17 protein-coding genes are annotated in these 20,070 nt (G+C 65.1%); 4 read left to right on the top strand and 13 right to left on the bottom strand.

Annotated features, from left to right (window positions below):
- Positions 1–525: hypothetical protein (locus B0E41_RS27265; RefSeq protein ID WP_077335071.1), on the top strand; the 525-nt coding region annotated here is incomplete at its 5' end.
- 56 nt (positions 526–581) lie between these two features.
- Here B0E41_RS27265 and B0E41_RS23530 read toward each other — a convergent pair.
- Both B0E41_RS23530 and B0E41_RS23525 read right to left on the bottom strand, forming a co-directional pair.
- A complete protein-coding gene (locus B0E41_RS23530) occupies positions 582–1,415 on the bottom strand; it encodes an SAM-dependent methyltransferase (RefSeq protein WP_253195125.1) in 834 nt (277 codons plus the stop codon).
- 38 nt (positions 1,416–1,453) lie between these two features.
- Positions 1,454–1,906 carry a potassium channel family protein gene (locus B0E41_RS23525; RefSeq protein WP_077335067.1) on the bottom strand — a complete coding sequence of 151 codons (453 nt, stop codon included), beginning with the start codon at positions 1,904–1,906 and terminating at the stop codon, positions 1,454–1,456.
- Between the two features lie 40 nt (positions 1,907–1,946).
- On the opposite strand from B0E41_RS23525, the gene B0E41_RS23520 reads away from it, so the two are divergent.
- The 3 genes from B0E41_RS23520 to B0E41_RS23510 all read left to right on the top strand — a co-directional run bounded on the left by B0E41_RS23520 (position 1,947) and on the right by B0E41_RS23510 (position 4,025).
- On the top strand, positions 1,947–2,993 hold the full coding sequence (locus tag B0E41_RS23520) for a serine/threonine protein kinase (protein ID WP_143433990.1): 1,047 nt from the start codon (positions 1,947–1,949) through the stop codon (positions 2,991–2,993).
- A gap of 101 nt (positions 2,994–3,094) precedes the next feature.
- Entirely contained in the window at positions 3,095–3,556 is a 462-nt protein-coding gene (locus B0E41_RS23515) for a MarR family transcriptional regulator (RefSeq protein WP_077335063.1), read from the top strand.
- 52 nt (positions 3,557–3,608) lie between these two features.
- Positions 3,609–4,025 carry an organic hydroperoxide resistance protein gene (locus B0E41_RS23510; protein WP_077335061.1) on the top strand — a complete coding sequence of 139 codons (417 nt, stop codon included), beginning with the start codon at positions 3,609–3,611 and terminating at the stop codon, positions 4,023–4,025.
- Between the two features lie 179 nt (positions 4,026–4,204).
- Here the strand turns inward: B0E41_RS23510 and B0E41_RS23505 are convergent, their stop codons facing one another.
- From B0E41_RS23505 to B0E41_RS23455, 11 genes are all read right to left on the bottom strand, one after another.
- Positions 4,205–5,053, bottom strand: a complete 849-nt coding sequence (locus B0E41_RS23505; RefSeq protein WP_143433989.1) for a 2OG-Fe(II) oxygenase — start codon at positions 5,051–5,053, stop codon at positions 4,205–4,207.
- Positions 5,054–5,130: 77 nt separating this feature from the next.
- The gene (locus tag B0E41_RS23500) at positions 5,131–6,090 is read right to left on the bottom strand and encodes a lysylphosphatidylglycerol synthase domain-containing protein (RefSeq protein WP_077335059.1); all 960 of its coding nucleotides are present in this window, start codon (positions 6,088–6,090) and stop codon (positions 5,131–5,133) included.
- 168 nt (positions 6,091–6,258) lie between these two features.
- Complete coding sequence (locus B0E41_RS23495) at positions 6,259–7,212, bottom strand: response regulator (protein WP_077335057.1); 954 nt, start codon at positions 7,210–7,212, stop codon at positions 6,259–6,261.
- The gene (locus B0E41_RS23490; protein WP_077335055.1) at positions 7,209–8,414 is read right to left on the bottom strand and encodes a hybrid sensor histidine kinase/response regulator; all 1,206 of its coding nucleotides are present in this window, start codon (positions 8,412–8,414) and stop codon (positions 7,209–7,211) included. Before B0E41_RS23490 ends, B0E41_RS23495 begins: the two co-directional genes overlap by 4 nt.
- Complete coding sequence (locus B0E41_RS23485) at positions 8,411–9,739, bottom strand: ATP-binding protein (protein WP_077335053.1); 1,329 nt, start codon at positions 9,737–9,739, stop codon at positions 8,411–8,413. The genes B0E41_RS23490 and B0E41_RS23485 overlap by 4 nt, the downstream gene beginning before the upstream one ends.
- Entirely contained in the window at positions 9,739–11,157 is a 1,419-nt protein-coding gene (locus B0E41_RS23480) for a class I SAM-dependent methyltransferase (RefSeq protein ID WP_253195123.1), read from the bottom strand. The genes B0E41_RS23485 and B0E41_RS23480 overlap by 1 nt, the downstream gene beginning before the upstream one ends.
- A gap of 227 nt (positions 11,158–11,384) precedes the next feature.
- Entirely contained in the window at positions 11,385–13,334 is a 1,950-nt protein-coding gene (gene htpG, locus B0E41_RS23475) for a molecular chaperone HtpG (protein ID WP_077335051.1), read from the bottom strand.
- Positions 13,335–13,578: 244 nt separating this feature from the next.
- A complete protein-coding gene (locus B0E41_RS23470) occupies positions 13,579–15,564 on the bottom strand; it encodes a HAMP domain-containing histidine kinase (RefSeq protein WP_077335049.1) in 1,986 nt (661 codons plus the stop codon).
- 3 nt (positions 15,565–15,567) lie between these two features.
- Positions 15,568–16,152 carry a YfiR family protein gene (locus B0E41_RS23465; protein ID WP_216350809.1) on the bottom strand — a complete coding sequence of 195 codons (585 nt, stop codon included), beginning with the start codon at positions 16,150–16,152 and terminating at the stop codon, positions 15,568–15,570.
- Positions 16,152–18,641, bottom strand: a complete 2,490-nt coding sequence (locus B0E41_RS23460) for a TonB-dependent receptor (protein WP_216350808.1) — start codon at positions 18,639–18,641, stop codon at positions 16,152–16,154. The genes B0E41_RS23465 and B0E41_RS23460 overlap by 1 nt, the downstream gene beginning before the upstream one ends.
- Positions 18,642–18,832: 191 nt before the next feature.
- The coding region (locus B0E41_RS23455) for an alpha/beta hydrolase (RefSeq protein WP_363352543.1) at positions 18,833–20,070 on the bottom strand (1,238 nt) is incomplete at its 5' end.

Genomic DNA, 20,070 nt, shown 5'->3' with positions numbered 1-20,070 from the left:
CCCTCCAGCCCCGCCAAAAAAGAGCTGATCCAGCGCTTGCTCAAGCTCCAGCAAAGCGGCATCGAACGACTGGCCACCGCCATGACCGAAGAGCCGGCGGTGCTGCTGGTTGAACGCGCATCGGTGGTGATTGCCGCCAACGTGCCCAAAGAACGCCAGGAAGCCCTCTCCAAAGAGATGCAGGCCGACGTGCAGAAGTACCTCAAGGACACCGTGCCGCAGGTGCGCAAGAGCGCCCAGCAACTCGCTCCCTCGACCATCGGCGCGGTGCTGGAGAACAAATTCAGCGAAGAGGAGCTGCGCCAGGTCGTGGCCGTCATGGAGTCGCCGGCCTACGCCAAGTACCAGCAGCTCAGCGGCGAGATGCAGCAGGCCCTGCAGGCCAAGCTGGTGGGCGACACCCGCGCCACCGTCGAACCCCGGGTGCAGGCCCTCGAAAAGACACTCGGCGACCGCCTCAGGGTCGCCACACAGGCCTCAGCCCCCACCACCAAACCGGCGGCACCGGCCAAGCCCGCCAAGTGAGGCTGAAGGGGCCGCGTTGACGGCCCGCCGGTGGCGCGAAGCGCGGCGGGGGTGGGTCAAACCCTGAAGCGTTCGCTCAGCGGTTGCAGGCCCAGCTCATCGAGGATCTGTCCCAACCGCTCGCGGGCGCGTTCGCGCTGGACGCGCGGCGCCTCGTTGCGGCGCGCCAGGATCAGCTCGTTCTTCATCGAGTGTTCCCAGCCCACCAGCTCGGTCACGGTCACGCTGTAGCCGTGGGCTTCGAGCTGCAGGCAGCGCAGCACGTTGGTGATCTGGCTGCCGAACTCGCGTGTGTGCAGGGGGTGGCGCCACAGCTCGGCCAGCGGCGTGCGCGACAACGAGAGCGCCTTGTGTTGCCGCATGACCGCGGCCACCTCGGCCTGGCAGCACGGCACCAGCACCATGAAGCGCGCCTGCCGAGCGAGCCCGAAGGCGATGGCGTCGTCGGTGGCCGTGTCGCAGGCGTGCAGCGCGGTCACCACGTCGATCTGCGTCGGGAGCTCGGGGTGGCTGAGGGCTTGCTGCACGGTCGTGGCCAGGAAGGCCATGCGGTCAAACCCCAGCCGCTCCGCCAGCGCCTTCGATTTCTCGACCAGCTCGGCGCGCGTCTCCACACCGACCACGTGGCCCACCGCCTTCGCCTTGAGGAACAGGTCGTAGAGGATGAAGCCCAGGTACGACTTGCCCGCGCCGTGGTCGGCCAGGGTCACGTCACCGCGCTCCTTCAGCACCTCGGCCAGCAGCGGCTCGATGAACTGCACCAGGTGGTAGACCTGCTTGAGCTTGCGCCGTGTGTCTTGGTTGAGCTTGCCCTCGCGGGTGAGGATGTGCAGTTCCTGCAACAGCTCGATGGACTGGCCTTCGCGCAGTTCGGGCAGCTGTTCCTGCAGGGTCTTTTGTGAGGGCTTGTGGGATGCCTTGTTGGTTTTCACGGGCGGTTGTTTTCAGGGGTTTGTTCTGTGGTGTGTGCGGGTCCGTTCAGCCGCTGATCCAGCGCCCGCACCTGCTCGCGCAGCGCACGGATTTCGCGCATGAGTTCATGCTCGATCTTGCGCTCTTCGGTCTGCACCTCGTCCTCCACCTCCTGCTCAACGAAGATGGCCGCCAGCGAGGCCGTGACCAGCGACAGCACCGACAACCCCAGCAACACCATCAGCGCGGCAAACACCCGCCCTGCATGGGTCTGCGGCACCATGTCGCCGTAACCCACGGTCGCTGCGGTGGTGAAGGCCAGCCAGAGGCCATCCTGCAGCGTAATCACCTGTGGCTCCAGCATCCAGAAGCCGACACCACCAAACAGCATGATGACCAGACACAGCGCCAGCGAGTACCAGAGACCGCGGCGCATGATGTGCCGACGGCGTTGTCTTGAACGAGTCATCGTTCGATTCTGGCACGGCCCACGGGCGACAATGCCCCTCATGCATTCCCCAGAACCGTCCGCCGCCACCCACCCCTACACCGCCCTCACGCCCGACGTGGTGCAGGACGCGCTGGGCCAGATCGGTCTGTGGGGCGACGGGCGCCTGTCCGCGCTCAACAGCTTTGAGAACCGGGTCTACCAGATCCACCTCGAATCGCCGTTCGAAGGCCACGCGCAGGTGGTCGCCAAGTTCTACCGCCCCGGGCGCTGGAGCGACGCGCAGATTGCCGAAGAGCACGCCTTCGCGGCCGAGCTGGTGGCGGCCGAGATTCCGGTTGTGCCGCCGCTGGCGGTGAACGGGCAGACGCTGCACCACTTCGGCGGTTTTGCGTTTGCCGTGAGCCCGCGCCGCGGCGGGCGGCGGCCCGAGCTCGAGGACTTCGAGGTGCTGGAATGGATCGGCCGGTTTCTGGCGCGCATCCACACCGTGGGCGCGGCCCGCCCTTTCGTGACCCGCCCGGCGCTGGGCGTGGCCGGCTTCGGCCACGAGCCGCGCGACTGGTTGATGGAGCACCGCATGGTCGCGCCCGAGGTGCAGACCGCCTGGTCCGCCGCGCTGGCCGAAGCGCTGGCGCTGATCGAGGCCCATCCGGTGTTGCGCCTCGAAGCGCCAGCCGATGAAGACGGCATCCAGCGCATCCGCCTGCACGGCGACTGCCATCCCGGCAACATCCTGTGGACCCCAGAAGGCCAGCCCGGTGCCGGTCCGCACTTTGTGGACCTGGACGATGCGCGCACCGGCCCGGCGGTGCAGGACCTCTGGATGTTGCTCAGCGGCGAGCGTCGGCAGCAGAACCAGCAGCTCGGTGCCCTGATCGACGGCTACGAGCAGTTCCGCCCCTTCGACCGGCGCGAGCTGGCGCTGATCGAACCGCTGCGCACCCTGCGCCTGATCCACTACAGCGCGTGGATCGCACGGCGCTGGGAAGACCCGGCCTTCCCGATCAACTTCCCCTGGTTCGGCAGCCGCGACTACTGGCAGGGCCAGGTGGACATGCTCACCGAGCAGATCGAAGAGATGCAGCAGACCCCTCTCGTAGCATGAGGTAGAGCCTCACCGCTGCGGCATGAAGGCCGACCTTTTGCTCGGAAAGGTTATTGGCAATTAAATTGCACACAATTGAATTGCGCCGTACAGTTCACCCCATGGTCACGCGAAACACCCCCCGAAACAGCTTGTCTGACCAGGCCTTGCGCCTGGACAACCAGCTCTGCTTCGCGCTGTATTCGGCCTCGCTCGCCATGACCAAACTCTACAAGCCGCTGCTCGACGAACTGGGCCTGACCTACCCGCAGTACCTGGCGCTCCTGGTGCTCTGGGAACAGGACGGCGTGACCGTGTCCGAGCTGGGCGATCGCCTGAACCTCGACTCCGGCACGCTCACCCCACTGCTCAAGCGCATGGAAGCGGCCGGCCTGGTGTCGCGGCTGCGCGATGCGGCCGACGAACGACGTGTGCTGATCCGTCTCACCCCCGAGGGCCGACAGCTCAAGGCCCGCGCCCAACGCATTCCAGGCTGCGTGCTGCAGGCCTCGCAATGCGATGTGGCCGAAGCCATAGCGCTCACCCGCCAGGTGCAGGCTCTGCGCGACCGGCTCATCGCCTGATCCCATTTTTCACCCCCGCTTCACCGAAGCACCCACCCACCAAGGAACCACCATGGCATCCCTCGACAAAGTCCTCTACACCGCCCGCACCCACACCACCGGGGGCCGCGACGGTGCCTCCAAGTCCGACGACGGTCGCCTGGCCGTGACGCACACGCCCCCAGGCGCACCCGGCACCGGCACCAACCCCGAGCAGCTGTTTGCTGCGGGTTACTCGGCCTGTTTCATTGGCGCCATCAAGGCCGTGGCCGGCAAGATGAAGCTGACCGTGCCCGCCGATGTGGCGGTGGACGCCGAGGTGGACCTCGGCCCCGTGGGCCAGGCCTACGGCATCGCCGCCCGCCTGACGGTGCACCTGCCGGGCATGGACCGCGCGCAAGCCCAGCCATTGGTGGACGCCGCCCACCAAGTCTGCCCTTACTCCAACGCCACCCGCGGCAACATCGACGTGACGATCACGCTGGCCTGATTTCGCGAACACCATGAAAAGAGGCCCTTCCCGGGCAACCGGGAAGGGCCTCTGTCATTCAGGCAAGGTCTGCGGCGTTGAGCGATGCAGCCAAGAGGCACCGCCGGGCCGGCTTTGCCGGACGGCCAGTGCCGCCCCCCTTGGGGGGTGACGCGAAGCGGCGCGGGGGGTGTTTCCTGCTATCCGCGTTTCTGGATCGTGTTGGCCAGGTGGCGTTCACGGAAACGGCGCATGGCACGGAACAGCACCGGCGGCGTGTAGTCCTGGGAGATCTTCCAGCGCATCCCACCGATTTTTTCATTGGGGCGCTCGGCGAAGATCGTCGTGTGTGCGCCATTCACCTCGGCCTCGGGCCGCCCGTTGGTGTAGTAGAACAAGGCCAGCGACTTGCGCGAATCGCCCTCTGGGCAGGTGAGCGGATCGGGGTGGCCGTGAAAGGTGTTGCTGGTCGGCGAGAAGATGGCCAGGCGGTTGAAGATCGGCAGAATCTTGGCTCCGCAATAGGTCACCTCGCGGTCCCACAATTCGAGGCTGCCGCCGTACTCTTCTTTCCAGTTCTTGTTCATGTAGAAGATGACGTTGATGCGGCGGTCCAGAAAGTTGGCGTCGTGTTTGTTGAAGTCCGCGTGCAACTTCAGCAGGCCACCACGCGGGGTCTGGTGCAAGCCACCGCCGCGCATGGTCGGGTCGGCGATCATGTTGTCGATCCCTGTGACCTTCTCCAGGAAACGCAGGAACGGCGCCGAGTTGAACTGGTAAAGCATCTGCCGCGTGACCGGGCCGAACTTGGTTTCATCCACGCACACCAGCTTCTGTTCGGCAGGCCGGTTGTAGTTGTGCCACTCGATGTCCTGCGCCTTGGGAAACTCCTGCCACATCGCTTCAGCAATGTCGGGCGGCAGGAAGTTGTCGAACGCCATGTGGTTGAAGGGCGTGCCCAGCTTGTATTGGGCCTCGCCCTCCTTGGAGAGCTGCTGGTAGCGGGGATCGTCAAACACAAACCGGTGGGCCAGATCTTTCAGTTCCACAAGGGACTCCTTTGAACACGGGACCGACCAACGGCCCCTTCACAAAAAAGTCCTGAAACGACGGGCTGGCGGCAGGGTCAGGTGCGCGGCTCCTGCGACTTGCGGGACTGCAGGTGACGACCCAGAACGCCCACCAGCACGGTGAGCCCGTCGCCCAGCAGCGTGGTGAGACGCATGCTGACCGCCAACCCGGTGGCGACCGCCTCGCCCGTGAGCGGAGACAGCAACACCACCATCATGGCCTCACGGACCCCCAGACCACCGGGTGCACCCGGCACCACATACCCAATCACCCAAGCACTGCTGAACAGCAAGGTGATGCTGAACCAATCGACATCAGGACGCGCGAAGAAAACTTCGGCTTGCAATTTCAGCACGTACCCCAGCAGCATGAAGTTGACCAAGATCAACAGGGACACAAGTAGCGATGTGCGCAAGCGTGGCAAGCGAAGCAGCTGCCCGCCGCCGATCTTCATGCTCAGTTTGGGCAACACCATGTTGACCACCTTGATGCCCAGCCAGGGCAGCACCAGCGCCAGCGGCAGCAGCCAGGCGGCCTGCGAGGTGAAGTTGGGATTGACCTCCTGGACCGTGTTCAGGTCCCAGAGCACCCAGGTGGACAACAAGGCCAGCGACAAGCTGATGATCAGGTTCCAGATGCCCTCGAACACCGCCGTGCCCACCGCCACGCCCACCGGAATGCCGGTGGATTTGGCCAGCACGCCGCGCCCCAGAAACTGCCCGACGTTGCCCGGCAGGTACTTGCCCAGCTGCGAGATGAAAAACACCTGGACCGCGATGCGGGTGGGGACGCGGTGCCCCTGGTCGGACATCAGCAGGCGCCAGACGTGGGTGCCGAAGAAGTGGGTGAGCACCACACTGCACATGCTCAGGATCGCCACCGCCACGGTCTTGGCATTGAAAGCAATCGGTGGCAGCTGTTCAACGTGCTTCTTGAAGGCCAGCAGGAAATAGGCGAAGGCAACCAAGACGGCCGCGTACATCAGCCACTTGAACAGGGTCTTGGCGTGCTTCATGAGATCGGGTTTCGAGGAGGCGGGCGCGCTACGGAGGGGTCACCGCCGGTCAGCGGGGCACCGGGTGCGTCCACGCAGAACAGGGCGTGCGCTGTAGGGCGCGAGGAGCCCCAAGTGTACCGACCCACCCTGCGCGGGCCATTGACACAGGCCAAACGCCGGTCGATTTCAGCGGGTGTGCCCGAGCCGTTCTATCGCGTCGGCCAGCCAGTCCTGCGGCAGGTTTTCGCGCTCGGCCAGCGTCACGCGCCAGCCGTCCGGCTCCGCCTCCACCTGGGCAGCGCTGCCGCACCAGAGCAACCACGCAAGCCAGGCGCAGGCCGGCGCCGACACCCCTTCGCCTGCCGGGGCGGCGAGCAACGCGGTCAAGCCGGTGGCGGCCGGCAGGTGCACGACACTGCCGCGGACCTCGCCCCCCGTCGCCTGAGCAAGCACCGACAGCGCCTGAGCATCGTCTGCGCGCGCGCCCCATTGCTGCATCCAGTGGCTCAGATGCGCGGCAATGCCCGCGCCGCGGCGCGCCTCGGCCTGCAACAGATCGGCATGGTCCCACCGGTTCCAGTCCAGGGCGGGCTCCGCGCCACCCACCACCAGGGCCGCACGGGCCAAGCTGAACACCGCAGCCTCGTGCGTGGGCTCGTGCACGGCGGCGCTGACCATCAACAGCGCGCCCAGCCGGTTGCCCAGCAAGCGGGACTGCTGCGCCATCAGCTTGTCGCGCACCAGCCCGTCACGCTCGCTTCGCAGGTCCGCCAGCTCCAGCGCATTCTTGAGATCGGTGCGCAGGCTCTCCAGCTCCCAGGGCTTGGCGATGTAGCGGTAGATCTCACCGGTGTTGATGGCATCGATCGCTTCGCCCAGCTCGGAGTAGGCGGTGGTCAGCATGCGCACGATGTTCGGGTAGTGCTGACGGGCATGGCGCAACAGCTCGTTGCCGCGCTCGCCCGGCATGCGCTGGTCACACACCAGCACCGCAATCTCGGCGTGGTGCGCGCCCAGCATCGCACGGCCTTCTTCGACCGAAATCGCGGTGAGCACGGGTGCCAAGGGCCCCACCAGACGCTCGAAATACTTCAGCGCAATGGCTTCATCGTCGACATAAAGAATTTTGGTGGGTTTCATGTCGGTTCCTCGTTAAGGCGTTCTTCGATAGAGGGGAAATACAGGTTGACCACGGCACCGTCATCGGGACCGGAGCGGACCTCGATCGTGCCGCCCATCGAGGTCATCACCCGCTGGCAAAACACCAAACCCATGCCGCTGCCACCACTGGCCGCCCGGGTCGTCACGGGTTCGTGCGTCAGGCGTTGCAACACATCGGGTGCGATCCCGGGACCGTTGTCGATCACCTGGATCACCGCCTGCGGCGGCAGGCCTGGCGCTGGCGACGCCCGGTTCAACACCAGGTGGACACGGGGCTGCGCGGGCGGCGCAGACCGCAAGGCCATGAGCGCGTTCTTCACCAGCGTGCAGATCACCAGATACAACAGGTCGCGTCGGCCTGGCAACGTGAAGTCACGCTCCAGGTCACAGCTCAACCACCCGGACTCGCCCTCATCAAAGGGGTATTCGTCCAGCACCGCCTGCACCAGATCGCTCGCGCGCAAGCTGGCCGAACTGTCGGCATGGTAGGCGTCACGGGCGGTTTGCACAAACGAGGACACCAGCGACTGGGCGTAGTCCGAACGGCGCAGCGCGGCATCCAGCATGGCCTTGACCTCCCCCGGCCGGCGCTGGCCGATGAAAGCCACCTCGGGCTTGCAGGCCAACGCCTCCTGGTGCCGGTCGCGCATGGCCGTGAGGTAGCCACTCACGGTGGCCAGCGGGGTCGTCACCTCGTGGGCCAGAAAGCCCAATGTCTCGCGCAAGGTGGCCTCGCGGCGTTCGATGAGCGCCTTGTCGCGTGTGCGCTGCCGGCTGGTGGCCAGCGCCTCGCGCAGCGCTTGCCGCGTGATCGCTTCGTCCAGCGGTTTCTCCAGAATGGCCTCCACTTGGCCCTGGTTGACCGCCGCCATGGCCACGTCCTTGTCGGCAAAGGCCGACACCAGAAGGCGCGACACATGAGGGTGCTCCTGGCGCACGGCGCTCAGCAGCGCCACCCCATCCTGACCGGGCATGCTGTAGTCGGTCAACAGCACCGCCACCTCGTGCCCACGTTGCGCCAGCAAGGCCAGCGCTTGCGTGACCCCGCTGGCCGTGAGCACGACAAATTCGTCGCCGTACAGCCGAGCGAACCACTTGAGCGCCTGGGGCTCGTCATCGACCAGCAGGACCGCGTGGGCGTCCAGCGCGGCGTGTCTCAAACCGGCGGCATCGGGCTTCATGTGGGGGGCCTCGGCAGATCAAAGGTGAATTCGGTCCACTCGCCGAGCACACTGTCCACCGCCAGCGTTCCGCCGTGGCGCTGGACGATGCCGTAGCTCACGCTCAAACCCAGGCCCAACCCAGCGCCGACATCGCGCGTTGTGAAAAAGGGCTCGAACACCCGCCCGATGTTGGCCGGATCGATGCCGGGTCCGTTGTCTCGCACTGACAGGCCCAGTCGATCACCCTGCTGCTGGACACGCACCGCGATGTGGGGCGACTGGCGCTGCGCCGCCTGCAAGGCGTGTGCCGCATTGCTCAGTAGGTTGATCAGCACACCGATGATCGCCGGCTCATCCCCCAGCACATGGGTGTCTTGCGGCAGGTCCACCGTGACCTCGATGCCCTTGAGGTCGTACCCGGCCAGCCGCAGGGCCGAACGCACGGCGTTTTCCAGCAGAAACAGACGTTGGCTGTCTTCCCCCGGCTTCTGGTAGGCGAAGGTCTTGAGATCAGAGACGATGTTCTGCACCCGGGTCATGCCTTCGAGCGCGTCGTCCAGACTCTCTTTCAGCATCGCATCGGTCTTCGCAGCGGGCACCATCAGGCCCATGTTGATGGCCATCAGGCTGTAGTTGACCGGGTTGTTGAGTTCGTGCAGCAGGCCGGCGGAGAGCGTGCCGATGGCGGCCATTTTTTCGCGCTGAAGCAACTGGCCCTTGACTTCGGCCAAGGTGCGGTTGGTCTCCTGCAGCCGCGCGTTCTGCTCCGCCACCTGTTCCCGGAGGGCGAACAGGCGAAGGCGGCTCAGCTCGGCAAAATAGGTGCAACCCACACAGATGATGGCCGAGAAAGCCGTGAACAACAGGTGCGCGACGAACTGCCCGGTGATGACGATGCCGCCCGCGTGCCAGAAGCAGGCCACGGCATAGATGAGGCAGGTGAACACACCGAACGCCAGCCCTTCGAGGTAGCTGATCGGAACAATCATGCCCACCGCGTACAAGGCCAGGTGCAGGCCCACGAAATAGATCGACGCCGCGCCTTCGGTCTGGGCAATCATCCAGCCGATCATGACCTGCGGAAGAACGAGCCACAGAAAGGTCAGCATTCGCACATGGCGCCGCCCGAACTCGCCCTGGATCACCCACAGAATCAGCAAGGTTGCCACCGCCACCAGCGCACGCACCAGCAGAAACCTCGGCACCTGCTCGGGATAGGTCGCCGCGTCCAGCCCGATGCCCGCCAGCACCAGCACGGCCGACGTGACGCAACCGGTTTTGCTGAAAGCCAGCCGCACGTCTTGCACCGCCGCGCCCAGTGACTGAACAGCGCTGACTGCCATCAGGCGGTGGTGCGCTCAAGCGCAGGAACGAGGAACGACGCGAACACGTTCACGCCAGTGGCGTCGGTGAAGATCCGCTCGTCGCTGCGCCGGCTCGGAAGCACACCCTGGAGGCGGACTTCATCGCGGTAGATCAGGTACCACTCCAGCACATGCTCCATCACGCCGCGCTGCGAGTTGCTGGAATGCACATTGGTCACCAGCACCTGCCCGCCCGGACGGGTTCTGGCGTGCAGGTACTCCAGTAGGCGGCTGCAAACCTTGTCCGACAGGTAATCGAACAAGCCGGCGCAATAGGCGAAGTCGTAGGCTTCGCTCGCCTCTGTGGCGTCGGCCCGGGTGGCCCGCTTGAGCAGGTTGTGCACCGAGTCGTTGACCAGCTGGAACTGCACCGGTTTGCCCAGTTGCTGCCCCACCTCCAACATCTTCGCGCGGGTGTGTTCCAGTGTCACTTCGCTGAAGTCCACCAGCGTGAAATGCGCACTGCCCGGGTCGCCACCGCCCAGAAGGAAGCGCTCGACCTCCACCGCCGGTCCACACCCGATGTTCAGGATGCGCACCGGCCGGCCCAGGGTCTGCGCCCGGGCGCAGACCTGCTTCAGATGATCCACCAGAATGTCAATGCGGTTGCGATGCGCCTGGGCCACGGCGGACTGCAAGAACAAGGCATTGATCATCTGGAAATAGGTGGTACCGCCCTGCTGCGGATCTGACAGGATCTGGTTCACCATCTCGTAGTCACCGGCATAGCCCAGCGGCTTGGCAAACGTGCGGTACACAAAAGGTGCCCGCAACAGCAAGGGATGCAAAGAAGCCTGGGCGAAACTGCGGTAGGTGGCGAGGTCTTCTTCGGGCACGTCCAGGGTTTCGGCTTCCAGCGCGGCAAAGTAGTTGGCCGCCGCCGCCATCACCGGCGAAGCGATTTCCTGGAAGACCGCCGGCGCCACGCGGCCGTCAGCATTCCTCGGCAGGGCAGTGGAAAAGTCGGCATGGTCGGTCCACCGGGACACCTCCGTGAGGTAGGCACGGATCTCGCTCACCGCCACCAGGTAGCCCCGCTTGATCTTGAACCGCCCGAACCAGTCCTCTACGAAACGCTGGGCCTGCTGCCCCACGCTGCCGAAGTTGCCCCGGTCCACGCTCAAGTCGGACCACTCGTCGATCAGAGCCAACGACACCACGGCCATCAGCCCGGTGTTGAGCAGGCTCACCACCACCGCCTTGCCTTTGTAGATGCTGCGGCCATCGGAGCGGATGTTCAGCTCGGTGAGCACCTCGCTGACCTGAACGATGGAGTAGGGGTTGTAGACCTCCATCGCCAACGAGCGTCGCTGCAGGCTGGTCAGGGTCCCACGTGCAATCTCACCCTGGCTGTTGCGAAATGTGACGACGGGGTCAAATGGACGCTGGAGTTGCACGGCGTGTTTGCTATCAAAAGTGGAGAGGCCGAGCAATGCATCGACCAAAAACAATGAGCTCGAACGCCAGTGTAGTCACCTGCGAACGATGGTGTCTGGATCGGCTGCCGATTCGGACGCCATCGCCCTTTCTGACGAAAAGGCCCGGCACGGATTCCACCGGCCGGGCCCTTTGCACACGCCATCAACGGAGCCGTCTCGGCGGCCCATGTGCTCCGCCGCGCCGCTCAAACCAGCAACGCATTCACCCTTTTGACATACGCGGCCGGGTCTTCCGGCAGGCCGCCTTCGGCCAGCAGTGCCTGGTCAAACAGGATGTGAGCGAGGTCGTCGAAGTGCGCGCTGCCCTCCAGTTTCTTCACCAGCGGGTGCTCGGCGTTCACCTCCAGAATGGGCTGGGTGGCCGGCGCCTGCTGGCCGGCGGCCTTGAGCATGCGGGCAAGCTGGTTGGAGAGGTCGCCCTCGCCCACCACCAGGCAGGCCGCCGAATCGACCAGGCGCGTGGTCACACGCACGTCCTGCGCCTTGTCTTTCAACGCTTCCTTCAGTTTGTCGAGCATGGGCTTGAAGCTCTCGGCGGCGGCTTCGGCGGCCTTTTTTTCCGCCTCGTCCTGCAGGGTGCCCAGATCGACCGCGCCCTTGGCCACGCTCTGCAGCGGCGTGCCGTCGAAGTCGTGCAGGTGCGACACCGCCCACTCGTCCACGCGGTCGGCCATCAGCAGCACCTCGATGCCCTTCTTCTTGAACACCTCGAGCTGGGGGCTGTTCTTGGCGGCGGCGATGCTGTCGGCGGTGATGTAGTAGATGGCGGCCTGGCCTTCTTTCATGCGCGCCTTGTAGTCCGCCAGGCTCACGCTGACCGCGTCGGTGGTGGTCGAGGCGAAGCGCAGCAGCTTCGCGATCTTCTCGCGGTTGGCGAAATCTTCGCCCAGTCCCTCTTTCAGCACCGCGCCGAACTCAGCGTAGAAGGCCGAGTACTTGCCGGCGTCCTTCTCGGCCGCAGCCTTCTCTTCTTCGCTGACCACGTCGGTCACACCGTCCACACCCTCTTCGGCCTTCGGCGCCACGTTCTTCTTCGCCAGGTCTTCCAGCATGGCCAGCACGCGGCGGGTGTTGCCTTCGCGGATCGCCTTCACGTCGCGGCTTTCTTGCAGCAGCTCGCGGCTCACGTTGAGCGGCAAATCCGCCGAGTCCACCACGCCCTTGACCCAGCGCAGGTACGAAGGCATCAGCGCCTCGGCCTCGTCCATGATGAAGACGCGCTTCACGTAGAGCTTGATGCCAGCCTTGCGGTCGCGGTTCCACAGGTCCATCGGCGCCTTGGCCGGGATGTAGAGCAACTGCGTGTATTCGGTGCTGCCTTCCACCCGGTTGTGGCTCCAGGCCAGCGGGGCCTCCTGGTCGTAGCTGATGTTCTTGTAGAACTCGGCGTACTGCTCGTCGGAGATGTCTTTTTTGCTGCGAGCCCACAGCGCGTTGGCCGAGTTCACCGCTTCCCACTCGGCCTGCTGCACGTACTCGCTCTTCTCGGCGTCCCACTCCTCCTTCTGCATGAGGATCGGCAGGCTGATGTGATCCGAATATTTGGTGATCAGCGATTTGAGCTTCCAGTGGCTCAGGTACTCGCCCGCGTCGTCGCGCAGGTGCAAGGTGATGGTGGTGCCGCGCGCGGTGCGCTCGATGGTCTCCACCTCGAACTCGCCGGTTCCACCGCTGGTCCAGCGCACGCCCTCGGCCGCCGGCAGGCCGGCACGGCGCGATTCGACGGTGATCTTGTCCGCCACGATGAAGCCCGAATAAAAGCCCACGCCGAACTGGCCGATCAGCTGCGCGTCTTTCTTCTGGTCACCGCTCAGGTGGCTCATGAAGTCCTTGGTGCCGCTCTTGGCGATGGTGCCCAGGTGCTCCACCGCTTCGGCCTGGCTCATGCCGATGCCGTTGTCGGTGATGGTGATGGTCTTCGCTTCCTTGTCGAAGGCCACGCGCACGTCGAGGTTTGGCGCATCCTCAAACAGCGCGGCATTGTTCAAACCTTCAAACCGCAGCTTGTCGCAGGCGTCCGACGCGTTGGACACCAGCTCGCGCAGGAAGATCTCGGGGTTGGAATACAGCGAATGGGTGACCAGGTGCAGCAGCTGCGCCACCTCGGCCTGGAAAGACAGGGTTTGTTTGCTCATGATTTCAATTGGCTGGAGAACGACAGACCGGCGAACCGGATCGAATAGCGCATGGCGCGGACCGGCATTCTGTCACCGGCACGCGGACCCGGACACCAAATGGCGGCGGCCGGCTCTGTTTCAAGAGGTCACCGACGGCATGGGCGCCGCCCTTCACCGCCTGGCCAGCGAGCTGCCTGCCGCGTTTGACCACCTGGCCCGGGGCGCTTTGGGCAAGACCGTGGTCACGGTTTGACCACGCGGGCTATTGAAGCGGGTGCAGGGGGCATCTCTTCTCGCTGCCGACGTGTGCCACCAAGCCCTCGCAGTCGGAACAGGATGGTGACTCTGTCGGCTTGCTCGGGATGATCTGTGCCGCCGCCGTCGGTTTTTCTCGCGGGAGCGAGAAGAAGAAGGTTGCGCCGCCGTCGACCTTGCCTTCGGCCCATGTCGTTCCGCCGTTTCGGGAAACGACGCGGTGCACGTTGGCCAAGCCGATACCGGTGCCCTCGAATTCCTTGAGGCTGTGCAAGCGCTCGAAGACGCCAAACAGCTTGTTGGCGTACCGCATGTCGAAGCCGACGCCGTTGTCGCGCACAAAGACAACCGTTTGATTCTCGTGCCCGGACTGAACGGGCAAACACCCGATCTCGATGATCGTCTGTTGGCGGGTCTGGGTGAATTTCAGTGCGTTTGAAATCAGATTGGCCAGCACGACCCGCAGCATGGCGCCGTCGCCAAAGACCACGGGCAGCTCCCCGATATGCCAGTCGATGGCCCGGTGCTCGGCTTCCGGCTCGAACTCATGGATGACCTCTTTCACCAGCGCACCCAGATCGACGGGCGCCTTGGTCATTTCCTGGCGGCCCATTCGGGAGAAGGACAGCAGGTCGTCGATCAACTCGCCCATGCGTTTGACCGCCTTGGAGATGGTGTCCATGTAGCGCTCGCTCTGCGCATCCAGTGCCACCGGAAATTGCTCCCTGAGCAGGCCGAGAAATCCGTCGATGTGGCGCAGCGGCGACCGCAGATCGTGCGAAACGGAGTAAGCAAAGGCTTCCAGCTCCTTGTTGGCCTCGGTCAGCTGGGCCGTGCGTTCGGCGACGCGCTGTTCAAGTTCCTGGTTGAGCTTGTGGATTTCTGCTTCCACCTGTTTGCGCTCGGTGAGGTCGTAGACCAGACCAACGAATCCGGTGATGCGGCCTCCCGCGTCTCGCAATGCGGTGACGGAAAGACTCGCCGAAAAGCGGGTCCCGTCCTTGCGAGTGAAGCGCCATTCCCGTTCCTCCGTCAGACCCCGGCGCGGGCGGGCCGCAAACACCTCGAATCCCGACGTGATCGTCTCGCCCAGTTCCGATGACAGGTACTGGGCATGTTGCGCCACCTCTTGGGGGTCGTGCCAAAGTGCAGGCATGTGCTTGCCGGCGACCTCGTCAGCGGCGTAGCCCAGCAGGCGCTCGGCCGCCGGATTGAAGCTGGTGACAGTCCCGTCGGGAGCCACCGAGATGATGCCGTAGGCCGCGTTGGTCAGGATGGTGCGCTGGAAGGCGGCCAGTCGGCGCAAGTCGTCTTCCCGCTGCTGGATGCCATCAAGCATGGCGTTGAAGCTCTGGCCGAGCCGGGCCAGCTCGTCGTCGCCGGAGACCGGGATGCGGTGCGTGTAATCCGCCCCGGCGCGAACCCGTTCGGTCGCTTCGGTCAGCGATGCGATCGGCCGCGCGATCGTTCGCCGCAGCACCGCCATCTGGGCCAGCGTGGCCGCCAGCAGGACGAGCATGGCGGCGCCGAACAGCCACATGACCTGGTGCGTTTGTTCGCTGAGTTGCTCCAGGTTCATGCTGATGCGCAGGCGCCCGCCCTTGGGCAGGGTCTGCAGCAGTTGCGTGGCGTCGGCGCCGAGGTAGAGGCCGTCCGGTTGCTCGGCCAGCGGCTGCGGCCTGGCGTCCGACACCCGGTTGAAGTTCGCCAGAAGGCGGCCGTCGTCCAGGAAAATGTCCGCTTCCAGGATCTGCGGGTTGGCGCGCAGCGTATCGAGAATTTCTTGTGCTCGAACGGGATCCGCAAAGGCCACCGCGGCGTCGGTGCCGACCGCGACCAGTTGCGCGTAGGGCTCCATGATCTGCCGGGCGCGGTGCTCGCGGGTATAGCTTTGATAGAGCAGCAACCCGACCCCCGCCACGACGAAGGCCAGCACGGCCGTTCCCCAGAGCACAAACGTGAGTCGTTTGTGGATGTTCAGTTGGCGAAACATGGCCTACCTCATCCGCCTGACCACGCCGTTGTCGAGTACCTCACTGGAGACCTCCAGCATGCGGGTCTGGATGGTCAGCGTCGCAACGCGGGCCTGGTCCAGGTTGATGCTCAGGCGCACGCGGTCGTCGACCTGAAAACGGATGGTTCCCCCTTCGCGCAGAAATTCCGGTGCGTCGCCGACGGTCAGGATCGGCTTGTTCTTCAACCTGTCGAGGGCGGCACGGCGCCTGGCATCGTCCGTGTAGGTGAGAAAAACAATGTGGCACGACGGCAGTTGATCCAGCGTTTCGGCGCGAAAGACTTCGAATGAGCGCCCCTGCTCCGTGCGGCCCTGCAAGCTCGTTTCCAGGATGTCGCCAAAAGGATCCGGCCCGAGGACGCAGATGTGCCAGGGCGTGCTGCTGTTGGGAAACGCGTCGACCGGCCAATTGACGTAGTGGGCGAAATTGCGCAGGAAGGCGGCCTTGACCCGGTTCGGGTTGGCCGGCGCCAGTTCCTGGCTGGCGACCAGACCCGGCATATGCAACATGCACAGCAGTGCGATGGCCCACAAACGGAAATGGGTTTTCATGGATTCGGTGCGCATCAGAACCCCGCCACGAAGGTGAGCAAGAACTCGCGCGGTCGTCCGCGCGTGCTTTGCGAGGGGCGGTACTTCTCGTCCGTGAGGTTCTTGCCCATGAGGTCGACGCTCATCCGCCGGCCATTCGACCGCCAGGCGTAGCCGATACCGGCATTGACGAGTGTGTAGGTCTGGCGGGACGACGCCGGCCCGTCGGGCAGGATGGTCTGGTCGCGCACGACGTTGACGCCGCCGACGAGGTAGAGCCCCTGCAGTCCGCTCTGTGTGAAGTTGTAGCGCGTCCAGAGGTTGGCGAGCTGGGGCGCGCTCATCTGCAAGGGCGCGTTGTGGAAGCGCAGCACGTTCTTGTAGTTCACCAGCCCGGAGGCGTCGAGCGTGGCCGGGTCCTGGGCGAGGATGGCCGCGTCGTTGCCGCTGAATTCGGTGATGCGGGCGTTCATGCGGCTGTAGGAGACATACAGCTGCCAGTGGTCGGTCAGCGCGGCCGTCGTGTCCAGTTCGAAGCCGCGCGAGCGCTGTTCGCCGCTCTGCACGTTGGAGATCACCACGTTGCCTTGCGCATCCGTGGAGGCCAGGTCGTTGACGATGTTCTGGTTGCGGATGTCGAAGAACGTGAGCGTGCCGGACAGGCGCCCGTCAAACAGATCTGCCTTGAGACCGATGTCGTGGCCGCGCCCCTTCGTGGGTTCGGCCGCTTGGCTCGTCCCATCGGGGTTCCGGAGGATTTGTGTACCGGGAACGAAGGACTCGGCGTAGGAGGCGAATGCCGCGAGTTCCGGCGTGAGCTTGTACAGCACGCCGTATTGAGGCGTGACCGCGCTGGCGGTGATTTTGACTTGGGACACGCCCGTCAGGTGGTTGTCGAGCTGGCTCTGCGTGGCGGTTTTGCGCCATCCTGCGAGCAACAGCAGGCGGTCGTCGAAGAAGCCGAAGGTCGACCCGCCATAGACCGACTTGTCGACATAGTCGGTGCGCGTATCGGTCGCGTTTTCCGTCAGCGCGGAGAGCGGAATCGAGACATGGCGGTTCCAGGTGGCGGGATCGCTCAAGTCCCACAGCGGCAGCGGCGACGCCGTGGGATCGCGGCCGAGTGCCGGGTCGTTGGGCGCCTGCGCGGCCCAGTTGTCGAACCGGCGGCTGTTGTATTGCCCGCCGACCAGCAGGCGCAGGCTGGTTTCACCCAATTGGTATTTGCCGACGCCGTGGACCCCGAAGGTGTCGTCGGCGTTGGTGTAGGTCTGGCCCCTCAGGCGGCGACCCTGCATGAGCGTGGTGTTGTTGGCCATGCCGAGGTTGCCGGAGAACAGCGCGTCAATCTCGTAGGACTGGCGGGCGTAGCCTGCGCGCAGGTTCCAGCGCTCATCCGCCTTGACGTCGACCCAGGCGCTCAGGGCCCGAGTCTTGCTGCGACGGTAGTCCGCGTAGGACATGCTGTTCCAGTTGTCCGGCAGGCCGGGCACGTCGACGCCGGACCGGTTGGGGTCGGCCGGGGTCGGCGCGATGCCGGCCTGGACGTTGTAGCCAGGCTTTTGCATGACCTGCGGAGTCTCGACTTTGTCGAAGGCTTCGTACTTGAGCGACACACTGACGCGGTCGTTGGGCTGCCAAAGCAGGGAGGGCGAGATGTTCCGGGAATGGGCGTCGTAGGGCTTCCAGTAGTGAATGTCCTCATCGTGAGAAGCCGCGATGCGGTAGAAGAGCGTTTCTGTGGCCGGTCCGGTCAGGTCGGCTTCGAGTCGGTACTGACCATAGGAGCCCGTCCGCACTGCGGCCTGGCCGGCAAATGTCCGTTGCGGGGTTTTTGTGATGACATTGACGATGCCGCCGGGCGCCACCTGCCCATAAAGAAACGAAGCCGGCCCCTTGACGACTTCGACGCGCGAAATGTTGGTGAAATCGAAGATCGAGGGGCCGTGGTAGCCGTCGCGCAACACCTGAACGTTGCCGGGCGTGGCGCTGACCGCGAAGCCACGGATGGCGAGGTTGGCGTTGCCCTCGTTGAAGTCGTTGCTGCGGTAGGTGACGCCCGGCGAGTAGCGCGCGACGTCGAAGAGGTTGGACGGCTTCTGGTCCTGGATGAAGGCCTGGGTGAACCCCTGGATGGCGAACGGCAGATCCCGGATCGGCGCGTCGAAGCGCGAGCCGGACACCGAATTCGAGGCCCGGTAACCCTGGTCCAGATGGGTGGACACCTCAAAAGGGGAAACCCTGACATTGACCAGGTCAGCAATGTCCATACCGGCCACGTCCATCGCCGAACGGCTCGCAGGCTCAACCTGGACAGCATGGCCCGCGATGGCGTTCGGCAACGGCCACAGCAACAGGCCCGTCGTCAACATGACGGCCCCCCCGCGTTGCGTCACGGCCACAACCCATTCAGAAAAGGCCACCGGGCCGAACAAGCAGGCGATACCGCGCGCCGCGTGTTCCATCGTTGGTTGGCCATTCTTTGCGACGCCCTTCACGAGCAGGAGTGCCCTCATCTCGCTCATAACCGGTCTCCTCGGTGCGGTTTGGTAGGCATCAACTTCGAAAACTCAGGTTCTCACCTTTACAGCTCTGCGGTGACTGTTTCAATTTTTACAGTTGCAGTATCCCCCTGGCGGCTGGGTTGCACAATGCCGAAACCCCGGACCCCTTGCTCAACAGATTGCCGCAGCGCCGCTCCACCACGTCGATCTGATCAAGCCGGTGTCAGCCAGTGCAGCAGCTGCGCCGCCACCTGGGGGCGGGAGAGCAGATCCAAGTGCCCGGTGCGGTAAACGATGTGCTGGCTGTCCTTCGCAAACACCAGCCGGCGCGTCGGCTGATCATGTTGACCCAGTGCGCTGTGGAGCGGCACCAGGCCATCGCCCGTCAGCCGGTCGGCCAGCAGCCCGCGCTGCCCCGCCAGCGTGGCGGCCACGGTAAAACAGGCCACGCCCTCGGGCAGGGGCAGCGGTACGCGGTGGTCGTCGGACGATTCAAACCGGTCGCGACCCTGCCAGTCCGCGTCCAGCACATGGCCATGGCGCAGGTCGGTGATGCCGGCGCTGCGGATCTTGCCCAGCCGGGCGAACGGCACCGTGTGCGGCGAAGAAGCGAGCAGCAAGTCCACCCCATGGCCCGCGCGCTCCAGCGGCGCGCCGTGGTGCGGCGTGCCAAGGAACACCAGTTCACGCAGCAACCCCGGCCAGCGTTGGCCCGTCTCGCGCGCCACCTGCACGGCCGAGCGCGCCACCAGCCCGCCCATGCTGTGACCCACGACGGTAATGCGCTCCAGCGGCACCGGCCAGCCCGCCACCAGCCGCTCCATCTGCGACGCCAGCTCGCGCCCGTTGGTCGAGGTGTGCAAGCCGGAGTTGTAGCGCAGGTACACCGGCGTGCAGCCCAGCGCCTGCGCCAGAAAGGCACCGTGGTCGTGGCCGCTGCGGCGCCACTGCGTGTCGTTCATGCACAGGCCGTGGGCCAGCAACAGCAGGTGCGGGCTGACCTGCTCGCCCAGTTGCCCCTTCAAGGCCACCGGCGCCAACGGCAAAGCCCGCCCGCCCTGGCGCAGCTCCATGGCCTGCGCCAACGGGTTGCCAAAGCTCTGCAACCGGTCGCCGAGCACGCCGTTCAGCGCCGCCAGCACCGCCTCGCGCGCAGGCGAAGCCGCGGGGTGGTCGGCAGGGTCGTCCACCAGCGGCAGCAGCGCGGCCAGCGCGCCGTCCAGCCCATGGCCCACGATGTGCGCCACGCCGCGAATGCCCCGGTAAGTCTGCCCCGTCAGGCCACTGGCCTGTTCGTCCGACGCCCCGCCGGAAAACCCCAATCGCCGCCGCACCGACTGGTGCACCCCCTCGGTGATGTTGATCACGCCCTGCGTCGCCTGCGAGGCCAACTGGGCCGCGGCCCGCAGGTCTGAGGGGCGCAGGTGACGCAGGACAGCGCGCTTGGGGG

The sequence above is a fragment of the Hydrogenophaga sp. A37 genome (genome assembly GCF_002001205.1).
In the GTDB taxonomy this organism is placed as follows: Bacteria; Pseudomonadota; Gammaproteobacteria; order Burkholderiales; family Burkholderiaceae_C; genus Hydrogenophaga.
Note: the sequence above shows the minus strand (reverse complement) of the source record. Positions and strands in the feature narration are given on the sequence as shown.

Coding starts and splice junctions, on each gene's coding strand:
- B0E41_RS23470 (WP_077335049.1), bottom strand. CDS start 15,564: ATGTTTCGCCAACTGAACATCCACAAACGACTCACGTTTGTGCTCTGG.
- B0E41_RS23500 (WP_077335059.1), bottom strand. CDS start 6,090: ATGAAGCACGCCAAGACCCTGTTCAAGTGGCTGATGTACGCGGCCGTC.
- B0E41_RS23515 (WP_077335063.1), top strand. CDS start 3,095: ATGGTCACGCGAAACACCCCCCGAAACAGCTTGTCTGACCAGGCCTTG.
- htpG (WP_077335051.1), bottom strand. CDS start 13,334: ATGAGCAAACAAACCCTGTCTTTCCAGGCCGAGGTGGCGCAGCTGCTG.
- B0E41_RS23520 (WP_143433990.1), top strand. CDS start 1,947: ATGCATTCCCCAGAACCGTCCGCCGCCACCCACCCCTACACCGCCCTC.
- B0E41_RS23460 (WP_216350808.1), bottom strand. CDS start 18,641: ATGAGCGAGATGAGGGCACTCCTGCTCGTGAAGGGCGTCGCAAAGAAT.
- B0E41_RS23495 (WP_077335057.1), bottom strand. CDS start 7,212: ATGAAACCCACCAAAATTCTTTATGTCGACGATGAAGCCATTGCGCTG.
- B0E41_RS23490 (WP_077335055.1), bottom strand. CDS start 8,414: ATGAAGCCCGATGCCGCCGGTTTGAGACACGCCGCGCTGGACGCCCAC.
- B0E41_RS23465 (WP_216350809.1), bottom strand. CDS start 16,152: ATGCGCACCGAATCCATGAAAACCCATTTCCGTTTGTGGGCCATCGCA.
- B0E41_RS23485 (WP_077335053.1), bottom strand. CDS start 9,739: ATGGCAGTCAGCGCTGTTCAGTCACTGGGCGCGGCGGTGCAAGACGTG.
- B0E41_RS23510 (WP_077335061.1), top strand. CDS start 3,609: ATGGCATCCCTCGACAAAGTCCTCTACACCGCCCGCACCCACACCACC.
- B0E41_RS23525 (WP_077335067.1), bottom strand. CDS start 1,906: ATGACTCGTTCAAGACAACGCCGTCGGCACATCATGCGCCGCGGTCTC.